Source organism: Pelagibius sp. CAU 1746, assembly GCF_039839785.1.
In the GTDB taxonomy this organism is placed as follows: domain Bacteria; phylum Pseudomonadota; class Alphaproteobacteria; order Kiloniellales; family Kiloniellaceae; genus Pelagibius.
The window spans coordinates 543,547-562,965 of the sequence record NZ_JBDOQT010000001.1 but is presented as its reverse complement, the minus strand read 5'-3'; the positions used below and the strand labels follow the sequence as shown (position 1 = coordinate 562,965).

Sequence of the window (19,419 nt, the reverse complement as noted above, 5' to 3'; positions counted from 1 at the left end):
GTCGCAGTGCACACGCCGCTTGGGGGGATGGTCTAAGATGGTTGGTGGTGACGGTGAGGCGACGGTCATCGAGCAATGGGGTCGGGTGCGAGGGCGTTTGCGAGCGGAGGTCGGCGAGGCGGCTTACCGTTCTTGGCTGAAGCCGCTGACTCTTGCGGGATCGCGTAACGGAAAGCTTCGACTCGCAGTGCCGACGCGCTTCATGCGCGATTGGGTTGCGAGCAACTATGCCGAACGTCTGGGCGCTTTGTGGAACGAAGAAGACCCCGACATCGGCGGTATCGAAATCGTGGTGCAGCCGCCGGCGCGCCCGACTCCGAAACCGGGCGCGGGGGCGCCGCTTGTCGGCGGTGCCGCCGAAACGCGCGGTAGCGTGCAGGCGACGAATGGCGCGGCAATGGCAAAGGCCTGCGAGGTTGCGGCCCTTGCTCCGGCAGGCGCGAGACCGGCGGCCGCCGCAGCAGTGCGCGCGACGACTGGCGGCGCTGCTCTGGAGAGCGGCATGCGCGAAGACATTTCCGCACCCCTGGACCCGCGCTTTACCTTCGACAACTTCGTCGTCGGCAAGCCGAACGAGTTGGCCTATGCCGCGGCGCGGCGCGTTGCGGAGGCGCCGAGCGCGCCTTTCAACCCACTGTTCCTTTACGGCGGCGTCGGCCTTGGCAAGACGCACCTGATGCACGCCATCGGCCTGCACATCAAGAAGCAGTCTCCCGAACGGCGCATCATCTATCTCTCCGCCGAAAAGTTCATGTATCAGTTCGTGCGCGCGCTGCGCACGAAGGACACCATGGCCTTCAAGGAGCAGTTCCGTTCCGTCGACGTGCTGATGATCGACGACGTGCAGTTCATCGGTGGCCGCGAGGCGACGCAGGAAGAGTTCTTCCATACCTTCAACGCGCTGGTCGACCAGAACCGCCAGGTCATCATCTCTGCCGACAAGAGCCCCAGCGATCTGGAGGGCGTCGAGGAGCGCATGCGCTCGCGCCTCGGCTGGGGCCTGGTGGCGGACATTCACCCCACGACCTACGAGTTGCGTCTCGGCATCCTGCAGGCCAAGGCCGAGCAGTCGAGCACCGACATTCCGGTGAAGGTTCTGGAGTTCCTGGCGCACAAGATCACCTCGAACGTGCGCGAGCTGGAGGGCGCCCTGAACCGCATCATGGCGCACGCCACCCTGGTGGGCCGCCCGATCACCCTGGAGACCACCCAGGAGGTTCTGCACGACCTGCTCAGGGCCAACGACCGCCGGGTCACCATCGAGGAGATCCAAAAGCGCGTCTCGGCCCACTTCAATGTGCGTATCGCCGACATGCACTCGGCCCGCCGGGCCCGCGCCGTGGCCCGGCCGCGCCAGGTGGCCATGTATCTCTCCAAACAGCTGACCTCCCGCTCGCTGCCGGAAATCGGCCGCAAGTTCGGGGGGCGCGACCACACCACGGTGATGCACGCCGTGCGCAAGGTCGAGGAGCTGAAGGCCACCGATTCCAGCTTCGCCGAGGACGTGGAGCTGCTGCGGCGCATGCTGGAGGCCTGAAACCGGCCCTCCGGAATGGCTTTCGTCGCTCCGGCGCCGCTTTTCGGCCTTTCCGGAGCGGGAAAAGCCAGCCAAAAGAATCGCTTAGCGGCTGCACCCGCCGACCCTGGCAAAAGGGGCGGCGGGGAGCCCTCAAGTGCGCTTAAAGCTTACGTTTTCGCCCTTCCATGCTATACTCGGCGACCGCGCTGCGGAGCCGCATTTCCGGGCTCCGGCGCGCGGTGCCGATGGGCCCTGAAACCGCTGACGGCCGCTGGCGTGGCGTCGTGGAATCCGGGGCCGCGCGGGCCCCGATCCGGGGTCCCCATCGCAAGCTCGCATACCAAGGACCTGCGTACAGAAAAAGGGGGGCTGAAACGCCCCCGCATGGCACCCAAGAGAACGATCAACATCATTGCCTGAAGGCCAAGCGTCCCATCATGAAGCTGACCATTGAACGCGCTGCGCTCCTCAAATCCCTCACGCACGTGCAAAGCGTCGTGGAACGCCGCAACACCATTCCGATCCTGTCCAACGTGCTGATCGAGGCCGACGGCGCCTCGCTGTCGCTGACCGCCACGGACATGGACCTGACGGTGATCGACAAGATTTCCGCGGAGGTCGGCCAGCCGGGCGCGACCACGGCGCCGGCGCATACGCTCTACGACATCGTGCGCAAGCTGCCCGAGGGCTCGCAGGTGGAGATCGAGGCCGGCGGCGACGATGCGCGCCTGAAGCTGCAGGCCGGGCGTTCGGTCTTCACCCTGTCGACGCTGCCGCGCGAGGACTTTCCGGCGACCAACAGCGACGACCTGCCGCAGCGCTTCACCCTGCAGGCCGGCGAGCTGAAGACCCTGATCGACCGTACGCGCTTCGCCATCTCCACCGAGGAGACGCGCTACTATCTCAACGGCATCTTCCTGCACGCCGCCCAGAGCAATTCCCTGCCGGTGCTGCGCGCCGTGGCCACCGACGGTCACCGCCTGGCGCGGGTCGAAATGCCGCTGCCCGACGCCGCCAAGGACATGCCGGGCGTCATCGTGCCGCGCAAGACCGTGGGCGAGCTGCGCCGCCTCGTCGAGGGTGTCGACGATCCGGTGGAGATCGCCCTGTCGGACACCAAGATCCGTTTCGCCTTCGGCCCCACGGTGCTGACCTCGAAGCTGATCGACGGCACCTTCCCGGATTACGAAAGGGTCATTCCCGCCGGCAACGACAAGGTCCTGGAAGTGGACTGCAAATCCTTCGCCGAGGCGGTGGACCGTGTCTCCACCATCTCCTCGGAAAAGAGCCGCGCGGTGAAGATGGCGGTGAACAACGGCGCCTTGACGCTCTCCGCCAACAGCCCGGAAAACGGCACCGCCGTGGAAGAACTGGAGATCGACTACGACGGCGCCGGCATCGAGATCGGCTTCAATTCGCGCTATCTGCTGGATATCGCCCAGCAGATCGAGGGCGAGGCCGCGCAGTTCACCATGGCCGACCCCGCTTCGCCGACCATCGTGCGCGAGGTGGCCGACAGCAGCGCCCTCTACGTGCTGATGCCGATGCGCGTGTAAGCCGGGGCCCGGGATGAGCATTCGCCGTCACAACCAACGCCGCTCCTCTTGCTGAGCTCCGCCGCCTTCGGCGATGCGGAGCCCGGCGCCGTGTCGCAGCGCATGACCGAAACCGGTGTCTGGCTGAGCCGCCTCGTGGTGTCGCAGTTCCGTTGCTATGCCAGGGCCGAGCTGGATCTGACCGCGGCGCCGGTGGTGCTGACCGGCCCCAACGGCGCCGGCAAGACCAACCTGCTGGAAGCGATCTCCTTTCTCTCGCCGGGGCGGGGTCTGCGGCGGGCGCGCCTCGGCGAGATCGACCGCGCCCCGCCCGGCGAGCGGCCGTCCAATCCCTGGGCGGTGGCCGCCACCGTCATGACGCCGCAGGGGCCGCGCGACGTGGGCAGCGGCCGCGATCCCGGTCAGAATGCCGATGCCCAGAACGGCTTTGGGCGCGAGCGGAGGCTGGTGAAGGTCGACGGCGCCGCTGCGCGCGGCCAGCAGTCCCTGGCGGAGATCCTCTCGGTGGTCTGGCTGACGCCGCAGATGGACGGCCTGTTCCGTGAAAGCGCCGGCGGCCGGCGGCGTTTCCTCGACCGCCTGGTCTACGGCTTCGACCCGGAGCACTCGGCGCGCTGCAATGCCTATGAACATGCCCTGCGCGAGCGTGCGCGCCTCTTGAAGAGCGGCCGCGGCGATGCGGCCTGGCTGGTCTCGCTGGAGGAGTCCATGGCGACGCGCGGCGTCGCCATCGCCGCCGCGCGGCTCGACATGGTCGAGCGCCTGCAGCAGGCCTGCGACGGCGCCGAGGGGCCCTTCCCCAAGGTCGACCTGGAACTGGAAGGCACGGTGGAGGATTTGCTGCGGCGTGGCCCGGCCCTGGCCGCCGAGGACGCCTTGCGTGACGGCCTGGCGGACAGCCGCCGCCAGGATGCCGAGGCGGGCGGCGCCGGCCTGGGGCCGCACCGCAGCGACCTGCAGGCCACCCACAAGGCCAAGGGCGTGGCCGCCGCGCTGTGCTCGACGGGCGAACAGAAGGCATTGCTGATCGCCATCCTGATGGCCTATGCGCGCCTGCTGACGCTGGAACGCGGGGCGGCGCCCCTGCTGCTGCTGGACGAGGTGGCGGCGCATCTGGACGCCGCGCGCCGTGCCGCGCTCTACGAGGAGATCCTCGATCTCGGTGCCCAGGCCTGGCTGACCGGCACGGACGCCGCCGATTTCGAGGGCCTGCAAGGCCGGGCCCAGTTCTTTGCCATCAACGACGGGGCGATCCGTCCCGCGGGCGCGGCCTGAGGCCGTTCCCCCCGATACACGATGAAGAAACCAGGTTTGCAATGAGCAACGACGAGAAGCCGATCGAAACGGGCCCTGAGTCCAAGGGCAAGACCCCGGAGGATGCCGCCTACGGCGCGGAATCCATCAAGGTGCTGCGCGGCCTGGAGGCCGTGCGCAAACGCCCGGGCATGTACATCGGCGACACCGATGACGGCTCGGGCCTGCACCATATGGTCTACGAGGTGGTGGATAACGCCATCGACGAGGCCTTGGCGGGACACTGCGATACCGTGACGGTGGTTCTGAACGGCGACGGTTCGGTCACCGTCGGCGACAACGGGCGCGGCATCCCCGTGGACATCCATGCCGAAGAAGGGGTCTCGGCGGCCGAGGTCATCATGACCCAGTTGCATGCCGGCGGTAAGTTCGACCAGAACTCCTACAAGGTGTCGGGCGGGCTGCACGGCGTCGGCGTCTCGGTGGTCAATGCGCTTTCCGAATGGCTGGAGCTGACCATCTGGCGCAACGGTCAGGAGCACTGGATGCGTTTCGTCAACGGCGACGCCGAGGCGCCGCTGGCGGTGCGCGGTACGGCGGAAGGCAAGTCCGGCACGCAGATCACCTTCATGCCGTCGGACAAGATCTTCACCATGACGGAGTTCGATTTCTCGACGCTGGAGCACCGCCTGCGCGAGCTGGCCTTCCTGAACTCCGGCGTGCACATGGAGCTGACCGACGCGCGCAGCGCCGAGCCCAAGCAAGTCGACCTGCATTACGAAGGCGGACTGGTGGCTTTCGTGAACTATCTCGACCGCACCAAGACCGCGCTGATCGAGCCGCCGATCACCATGGCGGCGGAACGCGACGGCCTTACCGTCGAGGTGGCGCTGCAATGGACCGACAGCTATCACGAGACGGTGCTCTGCTTCACCAACAACATTCCGCAGCGTGACGGCGGCACCCACCTGGCCGGTTTCCGCGCCGCGCTGACGCGGCAGATCAACAGCTATGCGACCAGCAGCGGTCTCCTGAAGAAGGAGAAGGTGGCGCTGACCGGAGACGACGCGCGCGAAGGCCTGACCTGCGTCCTCTCGGTGAAGGTGCCGGACCCGAAATTCTCCAGCCAGACCAAGGACAAGCTGGTGTCCTCCGAGGTGCGGCCCATCGTCGAGTCGGTGGTCAACGAGCGCCTGGATCAATTCTTCGAGGAACACCCGCAGGAGGCGCGGCGCATCGTCGGCAAGGTGGTCGAGGCGGCCGCGGCCCGCGAGGCGGCGCGCAAGGCCCGCGAGCTGACCCGGCGCAAGGGCGCGCTGGACATCTCCTCCCTGCCCGGCAAGCTGGCCGACTGTCAGGAACGCGATCCTGCCAAGTCGGAACTCTTCATCGTCGAGGGCGACTCGGCCGGCGGCTCGGCCAAGCAGGGCCGCGACCGCAAGAACCAGGCGATCCTGCCGCTGCGCGGCAAGATCCTGAACGTGGAGCGCGCGCGCTTCGACAAGATGCTGTCGTCGCAGGAAATCGGCACGCTGATCACCGCGCTGGGCACCGGCATCGGGCGCGACGAGTTCAACATCGACAAGCTGCGCTACCACAAGATCATCATCATGACGGACGCCGACGTCGACGGCAGCCACATCCGGACGCTTTTGCTGACCTTCTTCTTCCGGCAGATGCCGGAACTGGTCGAGCGCGGCTACCTCTATATCGCACAGCCGCCGCTGTACCGGGCCAAGCGCGGGGAATCGCTGCGCTACCTGAAAGGCGACCGCGAGATGGAGGACTATCTCATCGACAGCGGCCTGAAGGACGCGGTGCTGACACACGCGGACGAAGGCCAGATCGCCGGTGGCGATCTTCGTCTGAGGGTCGAGCGCGCGGTGCGCGCGCGCCATCTGATGGAGCCGCTGATCCGCAAGGTCGGCAACCCCGACGTGGTCGAGCAGGCGGCGATCTCCCGCGTTTTGAACGCGGAACGAATGCATGACGAGGCCGAATTGGCCGAAGCCGCACAGTATATTGCGCGGCGGCTCGACACCTTGGCGCCGGAGCACGAAAAAGGCTGGCAGGGCGACTCCCTGCCCGACGGCGGCCTGCGTTTCAGCCGCACCCTGCGCGGCGTCACGGAAGAGCGCGTCATTGACGGCCCGCTGATCCGCACCAGCGAGGCGCGGCGACTCGACGAAATGGGTGACGAACTGCAGGCGGCCTACCTTCTGCCCGGGGACCTGACCTCCAAGGACAAGACCTTCCGCATCACCGGCCCGATCAGCCTCGCCGGCGCGATCTTCGAGCTCGGCCGCAAGGGCGTCAGCGTCGCGCGCTACAAGGGGTTGGGCGAGATGAACCCCGAACAGCTCTGGGAAACAACCCTCGATCCAAACGTGCGCGCCTTGTTGCAAGTCAGGGTGGCGCATGCCGACGAGGCGGAGGATGTCTTCTCCACGCTGATGGGCGACGTGGTGGAGCCGCGCCGCGATTTCATCCAGCAACATGCGCTGGAGGTGGCGAATCTCGACGTTTGAGGCAGGGCCGCGCAGATCTCTGCGGCTCAGGACCTGCGCCTTAAGATTGCCACTATCCGCGCCGAGGGGATTTGTGGTGCGGCGCGTCGGATTTCTCTATCTATAGGGACATGGCGGAAAAGAATCGCGCCACGAAGAGCCGGCCGGGAGAGGCCGGCGGCAGTCGCAAGTCCACCGTGGCGGCCCGCTCGCCGAAAGGCGGCGGCCGGCGGTCCGCAGGCGGCCGCGGAGGCGGACCCACATCCAAGGCAACCCGGAAACGCAGGGCGGTGCGTGCCGCCGGGCTGCTGCGCCGTGTCGTCACCTGGGGGCTGGTGGCGGCCATCTGGTGCGGCGTGGTGCTGTCCGGCGTCTTGGCCTGGTATGCTTACGACCTGCCCGATATCGGCGAAATCGAGAAGCTGACGCGGCGGCCGAACGTCACGCTGCTGGCCGCCGACGGCACCCGCCTAGCCTCCTTCGGCGACCGCTTCGGTGCGACGCGCGGCCTGCGCGAACTGCCGCCGCACCTGCCGCATGCGGTGATCGCGGTGGAGGACCGGCGTTTCTACGACCACGGCGGCATCGATTTCCGCGGCCTGCTGCGTGCGATGTACGTGAACATCCGCGACGGGCGCATCTCCCAGGGCGGTTCGACCCTCACCCAGCAGCTCGCCAAGAACCTCTTCCTCACTTCCGAGCGCACCCTGAAGCGCAAGATCCAAGAGGTCATGCTGGCCTATTGGCTGGAACACCGTCTCACCAAGGACCAGATTCTCACGATTTATCTGAACCGGGTCTACCTCGGCGCGGGCACCTACGGCGTCGATGCCGCCGCGCGCCATTACTACGGCAAGCCGGCGACGCGGGTCAGCCTCTACGAGGCGGCCCTGCTGGCGGGGCTGTTGAAGGCGCCCTCGCGGCTCAACCCGACGCGAGATCCCGCCGGCGCCGACCAGCGCGCGGTCCTGGTGCTGCAGACCATGGTCGAAGCGGGCTTCATCACCCGGGACGAGGCCGATGCCGCCGTCGCCCAGAAGACGGCGGCGCGCGCCGCCCGTGACGACATCGCGCCCTATTTCGCGGACTGGATCCTGGCCCAGGTGCGCGACTACCTGGGCGGCATCGACGAAGACGTTCGGGTCGTGACCACCCTCGATCCGTCGGCGCAGACCGTCGCCCGTCAGGAGCTGGCCAGGATCCTCGATGAGGAAGGCGCCGCGCGCGGCGCCGGCCAGGCGGCGCTCGTCAGTCTCGCCCCCGACGGCGCCGTCCGCGCCCTGGTCGGCGGGCGGGATTACGGCGACAGCCAGTTCAATCGCGTCACCCAGGCGCTGCGCCAGCCGGGCTCGGCCTTCAAGGCCTTCGTCTATCTCGCCGGCCTGGAAGCGGGTCTCACCCCCGACAGCCAGGTGAAGGACGCCCCGGTGCGCGTCGGCAAGTGGGCGCCGGGCAACTACGGCGGACGCTATTACGGAGAGGTCACGCTGCGCGAGTCCTTCGCCCGCTCGATGAACTCCGTCGCCGTTCGCGTGACCCAGAAAGTCGGGCCCAAAACCGTGGCGGCGACGGCCCGGCGCCTCGGCATTTCCAGCGAGCTTCGGCCCACCGGCGGCATCGCGCTGGGCGCCTCCGAGGTGACGCTGCTGGAACTGACCGGCGCCTACGCCGCCTTCGCCAACCAGGGCCGGCGGGTCACGCCCTACGGCATCACCGAAATCCGCGATGCGCAGGGACAGCTCCTGTTCCAGCGCGACCGGACGCCCGGCGACACGGTGGTCTCGGCCGGCCATCTGGCGCAGATGGCCAACATGATGTCGGCCACCGTGGTCTGGGGCACCGGCAAGGCGGCCCAGCCGGGCCGCGCCGCCGCCGGCAAGACCGGCACCAGCCAGGATTTCCGCGACGCCTGGTTCGTCGGCTACACCGCCGAGCTGGTGACCGGCGTGTGGTTCGGCAACGACGACGGCGCGCCGATGCAGAAGGTCACCGGCGGCTCCCTGCCGGCGCGGCTGTGGGGCCGCTTCATGAAACGCAATCTGGACGGCTTGCCGCAGCGTCCGCTGCCCGGCGGCGGCGAGCTTGTCGCCCAGTCGCAGGACGACAGCATCGGTGGATTCATCGGCCGCATCCTCAAAGGCCTCACCGCCGAGAAGCCGGCGGCCCAGCGCCCGGCCAAGCCGGCCGCGCCCGCGGCCCGCCAGCAGGACGACAAGCCGTTCTGGAAACGCGAGGACCAGCGGGACTGAGCCGGTGCCGCATTCTGGCCGAACGTCAGCGCCGGGCCGGGATATCAGTCCCCCGCCGCCGGACGCGGGGCGGGATGCACCACCAGCCAGTAGGCCAGCGCGCCGCCCAGGGAGACCAGCGCGATGGCCGCCATCATGGCCAAAGCCGACTCGCCGCTGCCGTGGCCCACGGCGATCCCGACCAGGGCGGCGAGCCCCATCTGGAAGAAGCCGAGCAGCGCCGAGGCCGAACCCGCCATCTGCGGAAAGGGGCCGATGGCGCCGGCCTGGGCGTTGGGCATGGCCAGGCCGGTGCCGGCCATGAAGACCATGACCGGGCCGACGATGCCGGGCACGGTGACGATGCCGGCGAGATAGAGCGCGATGCCGGCGAGGCCTCCCGCCACCTGCACCGCGGTGCCGATCTGCACCATGCGCTCCAGCCCCAGCCTCACCGTCAGCCGGCCGGAGAGGAAGGTGCCGATCATGTAGCCGACCACAATGGCCGCGAAGCAGAAGCCGTAGACGTCCGGGGTCAGGCCCAGGAGGCCGATCAGCACGAAGGAGGAGCCGGAGATGAAGGAAAAGATGCCGGAATAGGTGCAGGCGGTGACCATTACGTAGCCCAGGTAGCTGCGGTGGCGCAGCAGGGCGCGGTAGTTGCCCAGGATGTGGCCCGGCCGGGTGGCGTCGGGGCTCTTCCACTGGTTGGTCTCCGGCAGGGTCACCAGCGCCGCGGCCAGGGTCGTGGCGGCGAAGAGGCCCAGCACCGCGAAGTTGGCGCGCCAGCCGAACCAGACCTCCAGAAAGCCGCCCAGGATCGGCCCGAAGGCGGGCGCCATCGCCATCGCCATACCCATGTAGGACAGCATGCGCGCCGCCCGCTCGCGCCCGTAGATGTCGCGCACCACGGCGCGGCCCAGCACCGGGCCGACGCAGGCGCCGACGGCCTGGAAGAAGCGGGCCAGGATCAGCATCTCGATGCCGCTCGCGAAGGCGCAGACCAGGGTCGCCAGCAGATAGAGCGCCAGCCCGCCCAGGATCACCGGGCGGCGCCCGAAGCGGTCGGACAGCGGGCCGTAGGCGAGCTGGCTGACGGCGAAGCCGGCCAGGAAGACCGAAAGCGTGAGCTGCACCTCGGCGTTGGCGACGCCGAAGTCGCGGCCGATGGCCGGCAGCGAAGGCAGGTAGAGGTCGGTGGAGATCGGCCCCAGGGCGACCATGGCGGTCAGCAGGACGGAGACGATCAGGCTCTCGGCGCGCGCCATGGAAACTCCGGTGAGCGGGCCAGCGGCGGAACTGGTCCGGAAAGCTTGGGCGAAAGTGGATGTTTACGGGGAGGACCCGCCTCCGCTTATAGTCGCCGCAGGCAAGTGCCCGCAAGGAAAGCCACCGCGAGATGAGCCGCCACTAGAAAAGCCAAGAGACCCGGCAGATGACCGAAAGCGAAAAGCCCCCCTTCCCCGATGCCGACACCTACGGGCGTTCGCTGACCGGCTTCGGCGTGAACATCCTGGTGCGCGACGTGGCGGCGATGCTCGCCTTCCTGACCGAGGTGCTGGGGGTGGAGGCGGTCTACGCCGAGCGCGACTTCGCGGTCTGCCGCCACGGCGGCCAGGAGTGGATGCTGCACTCGGACGCCAGCTACCACGCCAACCCCCTGCTGGCGCTGACCGGCGACGGGGCGATCCGCGGCGCCGGGCTGGAGCTCCGGCTCTACGGCGTCGACCCGGCGGCGGCGGCGGCGCGGGCCGAGGCGGCGGGGCACAGCGTGCTGCAGCAGCCGACCGACAAGCCGCACGGCCTTCGCGAGGCCTACATCGCCGGGCCCGACGGCTATGTCTGGGTGCCCTCCATGCACAAGAAGAAGGGCGGCTGAGGCAATCAAACAAAGCTGTCATGCTCGGGCTTGTCCCGAGCATCCAGGGTTGCCGCTCCGTCACTTGCCCCCTGAAGCTCTTGGGGACCCTCGGATCAAGTCCGAGGGTGACAGTCGGATTGGGGGGGGGTCAGCCGTAGCGCCAGAGTTCGTTGGCGTTGCGGCGCAGCCAGATCTTGGCGCCGCTCATGTCCTCGCTGAGCCGGCCGGCCAGCTTCCAGAAGCGCTGGGAGTGGTCCAGGTGGACCAGATGCGCCACCTCGTGGGCGACGACGTAGTCCAGCACCACTTCCGGGGCCAGGATCAGGCGCCAGGAGAAGTTGAGGTCGCCGTCGGAGTTGCAGGAGCCCCAGCGGCTGCGGGTATCGCGCAGGCTGAGGCGCCCGAGGCGCCGCTCGATGCGCGCGGCCTTGTCGCGGGCGCGCGCGCCGATCTCCGCGCGGGCCTCGCGCCTCAGGAAGTCGCCCAGGCGCCGCGGCAGATGTTCGGGCTGGCCCGAGACGCGCAGCAGGCCGGGTTCGCGGATCACGCCGCCGCGCGCGGCCGGGTCGTGGGCGATGATGTGGCTCTCGCCCAGCAGCGGGATCACCGCGCCGTCGGCGAAGGGGATGCGCTCGGGCACTTTTTCCAGGTGTTTCAGGATCCAGCCGCTGTTGCGCTCGGCGAAGGCGACGGCCTCGTGGATCGGCGTGCGGTTGGGCAGGACGAGTCGCACGCCGTTGCCTTCGGGCGTCAGCCGCAGGGTAATGCGCCGGGCCTGCGGGTGGCGCCTGAGTTCCAGCGGCACCTCCCGCTCCCCGAGCCGCAGGCTGCGCGGCGCATCCAGTCTGAGAGCCATGGACTCTCTATATCCCGGCGACTCCGAAGGCGGCAAGGCTTCGCCCCCGCCGGGCAGGGGCGGCGCCGGCTGGCGATGGGCATCGGCGCCGTGCTAGTTTGCCCGCCGGCGACGATTCCGGCCGCCTTGTCAGGGTGTTATGCGCTTGGATTCGATTTCTTTTGAGACTGCGCCCGGTCCGGCGACCGCACGGGAACCTAGGATCGGGATCGGCCACAACGAGGGGCCGCCGCTGGTGGAATCCCAGTGGCACCTGGCCGCCTGGCGGATGGCCCACAAGCAGGCCTGGGACAACCCGCCCGTCGAGGTGGTGCGCCGCCGCCTGAAGCGCGCCCAGGCGCTCGGCATGAGCTACCGCGAGTACACCCTGGAGATCCTGGAGCGCGGCCGCTACCTGTGAGCGGCTTTCCAGGACAGGTGGCTTCAGCCGGATAGGGTGTCACCCCCTCCCTAACCCTCCCCCATCCAAGGGGGAGGGAAGGTTCTTTCTGGGGGCGCCGAAAAGACATTCCTCCCCCCCTTGACGGGGGGAGGTTAGGAGGGGGGTGAAGGCGCGAAGCGCCGGGCTCCCTACTCCGGGTGCTCGGCCTCGCCTTCCAGGAGGGCCGCTTTGCGCTCCAGGCCCCAGCGGTAGCCGCCCAGGCCGCCGTCCTCGCGCAAGGCGCGGTGGCAGGGGATGACCAGGGAGACCGGGTTGGTGGCGCAGGCGCGGCCGACGGCGCGCTGGGCGCGCGGCGCGCCGAGGATCTCGGCGATCTCGGAATAGGTGCGGGTCTCGCCGCAGGGGATGGCGATCAGCTCGTTCCATACCCGGCGCTGGAAGGCGGTGGCGCGCACGTCGAGGGGCAGTTCCGCGTGCGGGATCTTGCCTTCCAGGAAGTCGATGACCAGGGAGACCGACTGGGCGATGGAATGCTGGTCGCGGGTGATGCTCTCGGCCCGGGGAAACTCCTGCGCCAGTTCCTCGACCAGCAGGGCGTCGTCGTCGCCCAGGCTGAGGAAGCAGAGCCCCTTGGCGGTGGCGGCCACCAGCAGGCGGCCCAGCGGCGAGGCGACGATGTCGTAGACGATGACCGCCCCCTTGCCACCCTTGGCGTAGGAGGCCGGGGTCATGCCCAGCATGCGCTCGGCGCGCTCGTAGACGCGGCTGGAGGAGCCGTAGCCGGCGCCGTAGGTGGCCTGGGCGACGGACTCGCCGTCTTTCAATTGCTTGCGGAAGGCGGCGTTGCGCCTTGCGTCGGCGTAGTCGCGCGGGCTGACGCCCATGACCCGCTTGAAGAGGCGCTGCAGGTGCCAGGGGCTCACGTCAAGTTGATGGCTGATCTCCGCCAGGGTCAGGCGTTCGCCCTCCTGTGCGTCGATCAGGCCGCAGGCCCGGCGCACCAGCTCCAGTTGCCGGGCCGAAGCCTTGGCCTGGGGTTTCGCCGCGCTCCTGGCTTTGTGCATATCCATCGCCTTTTTCTCTCTCCTGCCGGTAACCGCCAATCTCGGGTGCCATGTTAGCGGGCGCCGGGATTTCCGCTCTATCCGAAGCTTGCGCGGCCCGATCCGGTGGATAACTCCGCAGTTTTTCTATTTTTTCGCTAGGCGAACAGCTTCATTGTCATATAGTCGCAACAAAACAATCAAAAGAGTATCGCGACGGGCCGTTAGCTTTGCGCGTCATTGCGCGGCCCCTCTGGGGGATTCGAGTCGCACGAACTAGGGAGAACCTCTCATGCGTTTGAATCGCAAAGTTATCACCTGGGCCGCTGCCGCGGCCTTCGCCGGCAGCCTGCCCCAGGCTGCACTGGCCGCCACGGAGATCGAATGGTGGCATGCCATGGGCGGCAAGCTGGGTGAGAAAGTCAACGAAATCGCCGAGGGCTTCAACGCCTCGCAGGGCGATTACGTCCTCAAGCCCGTCTACAAGGGCAATTACACCGAGACCATGACCGCCGCCATCGCCGCCTTCCGCGCCAAGCAGCAGCCGGTGATCGTGCAGGTCTTCGAGGTCGGCACCGCCTCCATGATGGGCGCCAAGGGCGCCGTCAAGCCGGTCTACGAGCTGATGAAGGAGACGGGCGAGCCTTTCGATCCGAAGAACTATCTCTCCTCCGTCACCGGCTACTACACCGATAGCGACGGCAACATGCTGTCGATGCCCTTCAACAGCTCCACCCCGGTGCTCTACTACAACAAGACCGCTTTCCAGAAGGCGGGCCTGGATCCGAACACCCCGCCGGCGACCTGGCCGGAAGTGGAAGCCGCGGCGAAGAAGCTGCAGGCCGCCGGCTACGCCTGCGGTTTCACCACGGGCTGGCAGTCCTGGGTGCAGCTGGAGAACTTCAGCGCCTGGCACAACATTCCCTTCGCCACCAAGGCCAACGGCTTCGAGGGCGTCGACACCGAGCTGGCCTTCAACAGCCCGCTGCACGTGAAACACATCTCCACCCTGGCGACCTGGCAGAAAGACAAGATCTTCGACTACGGCGGCCGCCGCTCGGATTCGGCGCCGAAGTTCTATAACCAGGAATGCGGGATGTACATGAACTCCTCGGCGGCCTACGCGGGCGTGAAGGCCAACGCCAAGGGCTTCGAATTCGGCGTCGGCCAGCTGCCTTACTGGCCGGAGGCCGGCAAGCCGCAGAATTCCATCATTGGCGGCGCCACTCTCTGGGTGCTGACCGGCCATTCGGACGAGGAATACAAGGGCGTCGCCAAGTTCTTCTCCTACCTCTCCTCCGCGGAAGTGCAGGCCGACTGGCACCAGTTCACCGGCTATCTGCCGATCACCCATGCGGCGGCCAAGCTGACCAAGGAGCAGGGCTTCTACGCCGCGAATCCGGGCACCGACGTGGCGATCGTGCAGATGACCGCGAAGGAACCGACCGCCAACTCCAAGGGCCTGCGTCTCGGCAACATGGTCCAGATCCGCGATGTGATCAACGAGGAGCTGGAGGCCATCTGGAACGGTAGCAAGACCGCCCAGGAAGGCCTCGACGAAGCGGTGGAGCGCGGCAACGCGCTGCTGCGCAAGTTCGAAAAGACCGCCAACTAAGCGGCTTTTCCCGCTAGGACGGCCGGCCGGGATTCCCGGCCGGCTTTCCGCATTTCGGGTATCGGCTTCCCATGCAGCACAAACGCGTGATCTTCCAGGGACGGGTTCTGCCCTATTTCCTGGTCCTGCCGCAACTCGTCGTCACGCTGGTCTTCTTCATTTGGCCAGCGTCCCAGGCGCTTTACCAGTCGGTCCTGCTGGAGGATCCCTTCGGCTTCGGCTCGACCTTCGTCTGGCTCGACAACTTTGCGGACCTCTTCGCTGACCCCAGCTATCTGGGGTCCTTTAAGACCACCGTCGTCTTCAGCGTCGGCGTCACCACGCTTTCGATGGTCGCCGCTCTGGTCCTGGCGGCCATGGCCGACCGCGTGGTGCGCGGCGCCATGGCCTACAAGACGCTGCTGATCTGGCCCTATGCCGTGGCTCCCGCCGTGGCCGGCGTGCTGTGGTGGTTCATTTTCAACCCCACGATCGGCGTTTTCGCCTACGCCCTGCAGCAGCTTGGCTACGACTGGAACCACTTTCTCAACGGCACCGATGCCATGGCTCTGGTCATCATCGCCGCGTCGTGGAAGCAGATCAGCTACAACTTCCTGTTCTTCCTGGCCGGCATGCAGGCGATTCCCAAGTCGCTGATCGAGGCCGCGGCCATCGACGGCGCCGGTCCGGTGAAACGATTCTGGACCATCGTCTTCCCGTTGCTGTCGCCGACCACCTTCTTCCTGCTGGTGGTCAACGTGGTCTATGCCTTCTTCGAGACCTTCGGCATCGTTCACGCCACCACGTCGGGCGGTCCGGCCCAGTCGACCAATATCCTGGTCTTCAAGGTCTATAACGACGGCTTCGTCGGCCTCGACCTCGGCGGTTCGGCCGCTCAGTCGGTGATTCTCATGGTGATCGTCATCGCGCTGACGGTGGTCCAGTTCCGCTACATCGAACGCAAGGTGCAATACTGATGATCGAAAATCGCCCGATCGTCACCCTGATCACACACATCGTGCTGCTGCTCGGCGTGATGGCCGTCGCCTTTCCCATCTGGCTGGCCTTCGTCGCCTCGACCTATCCGGTGGAGGGACTGGTCTCCGGAGTGCTGCCGCTGACGCCCGGCGACCGCTTCTGGGAGAATTATGGATCGGCCCTGACCGGCGGGGTCGAGGCGGCGGGCAGTCCGCCGGTGCTGCTGATGATGGCCAACAGCCTGATCATGGCCCTGGCCATCGCCATCGGCAAGATCGCCATCTCGATCATCTCGGCCTACGCCATCGTCTATTTCAGCTTCCCTTTCCGCGCCACGGCCTTCTGGATCATTTTCATGACCCTGATGCTTCCCGTGGAGGTGCGCATCCTGCCGACCTACGAGGTGGTGGCGAACCTGGGAATGCTGGACACCTATTCCGGGCTGGCCATTCCGCTCATCGCCTCGGCGACGGCGACCTTCCTCTTCCGTCAGTTCTTCCTGACCATCCCGGACGAACTGCTGGAGGCGGCGCGGGTCGACGGCGCCGGCGCGCTGCGTTTCTTCTGGGACGTGGTGCTGCCGCTGTCCCGCACCAACATCGCCGCCCTCTTCGTCATCCTCTTCATCTACGGCTGGAACCAGTACCTCTGGCCGCTGCTGGTGACCACGGACGAGTCCTACTACACCATCGTCATGGGCATTCAGCGCATGGTCGCGGTGCCGGACTCGGAGCCGCTGTGGCACCTCATCATGGCCACCGCGATCCTGGCGATGATCCCGCCGGTTTTCGTGGTGGTGGCTATGCAGCGGCTCTTCGTCAAGGGCCTGGTGGAAACCGAAAAATAAAGAACGAAAGACTCCCATGGCAGAGATATCCCTGCGCAACGTGAAAAAGAGCTATGGCAACAACGCCGTCATCCACGGTGTTTCCGTCGACATCGCCGACGGCGAATTCATCGTCATCGTCGGCCCCTCGGGCTGCGGCAAGTCGACGCTTCTACGCATGATCGCCGGGCTGGAGGTGATCACCGAAGGCGAGATCGCCATCGGCGATCGCGTGGTCAACAATCTGGAGCCCAAGGACCGTGACATCGCCATGGTGTTCCAGAACTACGCCCTCTACCCGCATATGACGGTCTACGACAACATGGCCTATGGCCTGAAGATCGCCCGCAAGTCGAAAGCCGAGATCGACGCCCGTGTGAACGAGGCGGCGGGCATCCTCGAACTGGAGGAACTGCTGCAACGCAAGCCGCGCCAGCTTTCCGGCGGCCAGCGCCAGCGCGTCGCCATGGGCCGGGCGATCGTGCGCCAGCCCGCGGCCTTCCTTTTCGACGAACCGCTGTCCAACCTGGACGCCAAGCTGCGGGTGCAGATGCGCCTGGAAATCAAGCGTCTGCAACGCCGCCTCGGCACCACCTCGGTCTATGTCACTCACGATCAGGTGGAGGCCATGACCATGGCCGACCGCCTCATCGTCATGAACGCGGGCAACGCCGAACAGGTCGATTCGCCCATGGCGGTCTACGAGCGTCCGGCCAGCCTTTTCGTCGCCGGGTTCATCGGCTCGCCGGCCATGAACTTCCTGCCGGCGGAAATCGCCGCCGACGGCGCCACCGCGGCGCTCGCCGGCGGCAGCCACGTCCGCCTGCCGTCCGGGGGGCTTTCCAGCTTGGCCGGGCGCCGTGTCACCTTGGGCGTGCGTCCGGAGCATCTGCATCCGGCCGGCGAGGGTGAAGCGACTTTCGCGTTGCAGTCGCAACTTGTGGAGACTCTGGGGGCCGACACCCTGGTGCACGGTACGCTGGGCGGCGACGGTTCGGGAGAGACTTTGACCCTGCGCCTGGGCGGCAATGCGCAATTGCGCGAAGGGCAGAGCCTGGGGCTGGCCGCCGATCCCGGCGAGTTGCACTTCTTCGACCCTGAGAGCGGCCGGCGCATCGCCGACTTGTAGGCGGCTGCACACCCTTCGAGACGCGTGCTGCGCAGGTGCCTCAGGGTGAGGCGTGAATTTGCCCGGATCTCATGCCGAGGACGGCCGAAGGCCCGTCTCGATGCCTGCGCCCAGCTTGCAGGTCAGCTTCCCGCCGCCAGCGCCGGGTCGACCTGCTCGGCCAGGCCCTTGGCGATGTCGTCGGCGGTGCTGGCATGGGTGTAGTGCGTCAGGTAGCCGCCGTCCGGGCCCATGAGGTAGATGATGGAGGAATGGTCCATCAGATAGTCGCTGGACCCCTGCTCCGTCACCTTCTGGTAGTAGATGCGATAGACCTTGGCGGCGAGGGCGACCTCTTCCGGCGTGCCGGTCAGTGCCATGAGGCGCGGGTGGAAGTGCTGGGCGTAGGCGGCCATCGCTTCCGTGGTGTCGCGTTCCGGGTCGATGGTGATGAAGATGGGCCGCACCGCCGCCGCCTTGTCCGGCGCACTCTCGGCCAGCAGGTCGAGCCCCTGGGTCATGGCGCTGAGCGAGGTCGGGCAGACGTCCGGGCAATAGGTGTAGCCGAAGTAGATCAGGCTGTAGGTCCCCACGAGGTCCGCTTCGCTGCGGCGCTCGCCGTTCTGGTCCGTCAGCGTGAAGGCGCCGCCGATCAGCGCTCTGCCGGCCGGCTCTCCTTGCTGGCTGACGATGCCGCTGCGCTGAAGAGTGCTCCAGAGAGTAAAGCCGGCGCCGGCCAGCACCAGGCCGAGCACTGCGATCAGCACGAGACGGGTTTTTATGGACATGGGAACCTCGACAAGCTCGGGGGTGAGCAGCGGAATGGCGGAGGAGTATTCTACTCACATAGGCGATGCGGGCGGCCGCGGCAATGCGGCCGCCTGTCGCGGCCCGGCCCTGATCCGATCTAGGGCAGAAGCTCGCGCAGGCCGTCGGCCTGGGTGTTGGTGAACTTGCGGTCGATGACGATGTTCTTCGGCGTCGCGCCCAGGGCGTAATACTCATGATTCAACGACGTCCGCTCGAAGATCTTGGCGCCCTCCAGGGCGCCGCCGCCGAACAGGCCGACCGACTTGGAAAAGGCGTAGATGTCGGAGGTGAAGTCGGTGGTGCGCGAGGCCTCGACGCCGCGGCCCATGGGGCCGACGGAGATCGACGCGTCGGCGCCCAGCTTGAATTCGCTGGACAGTATGGCGTCCACCGCCTTGTCGCTCATCAGCACGAAGACCACTTCCTTGACCTCGCCGCCGATCTGCAGGCCGATGGAGCCGGCGCCCAGGGTGTAGAAGGCCGGCGGCGACCAGCTGCCGTCGGTGCCGCGCGCCAGGAACACGCCGGTTCCGCCTTCGGCGCCGATGATGAAGCCGCCCTTGACGAGTTGCGGCACAATGTAGATCCCCTTGGCGCCGCGGATGAACTTCGGCAGCTCGAAGAAATCCTTGTCGGCCATCAGGCGGTCGACGGTCAGGCGGGCCTCGGTGACCAGGGCTTCCGGCTCGGTCTCGGCCTGGACCGGACCGGCCCAGGCGAGCAGCGGCGCCAGCAGGAGGGCGGCGAGCCGGGCGTGAAACCTTGAGGCGGTGCGAAGGGTCGCTGAAGCAATCATTCGGTCAACCTTCCTGGGTTTTGTCCTTGCTGAAGTGTTTCCTGCACGGCGGCAGTTCCAACTGGGACCGCCGGGCCTGGAGTTTTCTTCCCCCGGCGTGT

General features: G+C 67.2%; 16 protein-coding genes. 11 read left to right on the top strand and 5 right to left on the bottom strand.

Features of this window, described 5'->3' with window-relative positions; all coding sequences use genetic code 11:
• The first annotated feature begins 37 nt into the window (after window positions 1-37).
• The 5 genes from dnaA (at window position 38) to AAFN88_RS02525 (ending at window position 9,085) form a co-directional block, all read left to right on the top strand.
• Window positions 38-1,537: a chromosomal replication initiator protein DnaA gene (gene dnaA / locus AAFN88_RS02545; protein WP_347517948.1), complete on the top strand. Its 1,500-nt coding sequence runs from the start codon at window positions 38-40 to the stop codon at window positions 1,535-1,537.
• Between the two features lie 419 nt (window positions 1,538-1,956).
• Complete coding sequence (dnaN, locus tag AAFN88_RS02540; RefSeq protein WP_347517946.1) at window positions 1,957-3,075, top strand: DNA polymerase III subunit beta; 1,119 nt, start codon at window positions 1,957-1,959, stop codon at window positions 3,073-3,075.
• A 48-nt stretch (window positions 3,076-3,123) separates the two neighbouring features.
• Window positions 3,124-4,350, top strand: coding sequence for a DNA replication/repair protein RecF (gene recF / locus AAFN88_RS02535; RefSeq protein WP_347517944.1), 1,227 nt, complete (start codon window positions 3,124-3,126; stop codon window positions 4,348-4,350).
• 41 nt (window positions 4,351-4,391) lie between these two features.
• Window positions 4,392-6,857: a DNA topoisomerase (ATP-hydrolyzing) subunit B gene (gene gyrB, locus AAFN88_RS02530; protein ID WP_347517943.1), complete on the top strand. Its 2,466-nt coding sequence runs from the start codon at window positions 4,392-4,394 to the stop codon at window positions 6,855-6,857.
• A gap of 269 nt (window positions 6,858-7,126) precedes the next feature.
• Window positions 7,127-9,085 (top strand): PBP1A family penicillin-binding protein, encoded by a 1,959-nt coding sequence (locus tag AAFN88_RS02525; RefSeq protein ID WP_347517942.1) that lies wholly within the window; start codon window positions 7,127-7,129, stop codon window positions 9,083-9,085.
• 44 nt (window positions 9,086-9,129) lie between these two features.
• On the opposite strand, the gene AAFN88_RS02520 is transcribed toward AAFN88_RS02525, so the two are convergent.
• On the bottom strand, window positions 9,130-10,332 hold the full coding sequence (locus tag AAFN88_RS02520) for a multidrug effflux MFS transporter (RefSeq protein ID WP_347517940.1): 1,203 nt from the start codon (window positions 10,330-10,332) through the stop codon (window positions 9,130-9,132).
• Window positions 10,333-10,499: 167 nt separating this feature from the next.
• Here AAFN88_RS02520 and AAFN88_RS02515 point away from each other — a divergent pair, with 167 nt between their 5' ends.
• Window positions 10,500-10,943 (top strand): VOC family protein, encoded by a 444-nt coding sequence (locus AAFN88_RS02515; RefSeq protein ID WP_347517938.1) that lies wholly within the window; start codon window positions 10,500-10,502, stop codon window positions 10,941-10,943.
• A gap of 130 nt (window positions 10,944-11,073) precedes the next feature.
• Here AAFN88_RS02515 and AAFN88_RS02510 read toward each other — a convergent pair whose 3' ends face one another.
• On the bottom strand, window positions 11,074-11,781 hold the full coding sequence (locus tag AAFN88_RS02510; protein WP_347517937.1) for a SprT family zinc-dependent metalloprotease: 708 nt from the start codon (window positions 11,779-11,781) through the stop codon (window positions 11,074-11,076).
• Window positions 11,782-11,926: 145 nt separating this feature from the next.
• On the opposite strand from AAFN88_RS02510, the gene AAFN88_RS02505 reads away from it, so the two are divergent.
• Window positions 11,927-12,181, top strand: coding sequence for a hypothetical protein (locus AAFN88_RS02505; protein ID WP_347517935.1), 255 nt, complete (start codon window positions 11,927-11,929; stop codon window positions 12,179-12,181).
• Window positions 12,182-12,351: 170 nt separating this feature from the next.
• Here the strand turns inward: AAFN88_RS02505 and AAFN88_RS02500 are convergent, their stop codons facing one another.
• Window positions 12,352-13,233, bottom strand: a complete 882-nt coding sequence (locus AAFN88_RS02500; RefSeq protein ID WP_347517934.1) for a methylated-DNA--[protein]-cysteine S-methyltransferase — start codon at window positions 13,231-13,233, stop codon at window positions 12,352-12,354.
• 265 nt (window positions 13,234-13,498) lie between these two features.
• On the opposite strand from AAFN88_RS02500, the gene ugpB reads away from it, so the two are divergent.
• From ugpB to AAFN88_RS02480, 4 genes are all read left to right on the top strand, one after another.
• A complete protein-coding gene (gene ugpB, locus AAFN88_RS02495; protein WP_347517932.1) occupies window positions 13,499-14,821 on the top strand; it encodes a sn-glycerol-3-phosphate ABC transporter substrate-binding protein UgpB in 1,323 nt (440 codons plus the stop codon).
• A gap of 71 nt (window positions 14,822-14,892) precedes the next feature.
• The gene (ugpA, locus tag AAFN88_RS02490; protein ID WP_347517931.1) at window positions 14,893-15,777 is read left to right on the top strand and encodes a sn-glycerol-3-phosphate ABC transporter permease UgpA; all 885 of its coding nucleotides are present in this window, start codon (window positions 14,893-14,895) and stop codon (window positions 15,775-15,777) included.
• Window positions 15,777-16,625 (top strand): sn-glycerol-3-phosphate ABC transporter permease UgpE, encoded by an 849-nt coding sequence (gene ugpE / locus AAFN88_RS02485; protein WP_347517930.1) that lies wholly within the window; start codon window positions 15,777-15,779, stop codon window positions 16,623-16,625. Before ugpA ends, ugpE begins: the two co-directional genes overlap by 1 nt.
• A gap of 16 nt (window positions 16,626-16,641) precedes the next feature.
• The gene (locus AAFN88_RS02480; RefSeq protein WP_347517929.1) at window positions 16,642-17,733 is read left to right on the top strand and encodes a sn-glycerol-3-phosphate import ATP-binding protein UgpC; all 1,092 of its coding nucleotides are present in this window, start codon (window positions 16,642-16,644) and stop codon (window positions 17,731-17,733) included.
• Window positions 17,734-17,855: 122 nt separating this feature from the next.
• On the opposite strand, the gene AAFN88_RS02475 is transcribed toward AAFN88_RS02480, so the two are convergent.
• Complete coding sequence (locus AAFN88_RS02475) at window positions 17,856-18,500, bottom strand: SCO family protein (RefSeq protein ID WP_347517927.1); 645 nt, start codon at window positions 18,498-18,500, stop codon at window positions 17,856-17,858.
• A 119-nt stretch (window positions 18,501-18,619) separates the two neighbouring features.
• Window positions 18,620-19,318 (bottom strand): lipid-binding SYLF domain-containing protein, encoded by a 699-nt coding sequence (locus AAFN88_RS02470; protein ID WP_347517925.1) that lies wholly within the window; start codon window positions 19,316-19,318, stop codon window positions 18,620-18,622.
• Between the last annotated feature and the right edge of the window lie 101 nt (window positions 19,319-19,419).

Coding starts and splice junctions, on each gene's coding strand:
- AAFN88_RS02480 (WP_347517929.1), top strand. CDS start 16,642: ATGGCAGAGATATCCCTGCGCAACGTGAAAAAGAGCTATGGCAACAAC.
- AAFN88_RS02510 (WP_347517937.1), bottom strand. CDS start 11,781: ATGGCTCTCAGACTGGATGCGCCGCGCAGCCTGCGGCTCGGGGAGCGG.
- AAFN88_RS02520 (WP_347517940.1), bottom strand. CDS start 10,332: ATGGCGCGCGCCGAGAGCCTGATCGTCTCCGTCCTGCTGACCGCCATG.
- AAFN88_RS02470 (WP_347517925.1), bottom strand. CDS start 19,318: ATGATTGCTTCAGCGACCCTTCGCACCGCCTCAAGGTTTCACGCCCGG.
- ugpA (WP_347517931.1), top strand. CDS start 14,893: ATGCAGCACAAACGCGTGATCTTCCAGGGACGGGTTCTGCCCTATTTC.
- AAFN88_RS02475 (WP_347517927.1), bottom strand. CDS start 18,500: ATGTCCATAAAAACCCGTCTCGTGCTGATCGCAGTGCTCGGCCTGGTG.
- AAFN88_RS02515 (WP_347517938.1), top strand. CDS start 10,500: ATGACCGAAAGCGAAAAGCCCCCCTTCCCCGATGCCGACACCTACGGG.
- dnaN (WP_347517946.1), top strand. CDS start 1,957: ATGAAGCTGACCATTGAACGCGCTGCGCTCCTCAAATCCCTCACGCAC.
- ugpE (WP_347517930.1), top strand. CDS start 15,777: ATGATCGAAAATCGCCCGATCGTCACCCTGATCACACACATCGTGCTG.
- gyrB (WP_347517943.1), top strand. CDS start 4,392: ATGAGCAACGACGAGAAGCCGATCGAAACGGGCCCTGAGTCCAAGGGC.
- AAFN88_RS02500 (WP_347517934.1), bottom strand. CDS start 13,233: ATGGATATGCACAAAGCCAGGAGCGCGGCGAAACCCCAGGCCAAGGCT.
- ugpB (WP_347517932.1), top strand. CDS start 13,499: ATGCGTTTGAATCGCAAAGTTATCACCTGGGCCGCTGCCGCGGCCTTC.
- dnaA (WP_347517948.1), top strand. CDS start 38: ATGGTTGGTGGTGACGGTGAGGCGACGGTCATCGAGCAATGGGGTCGG.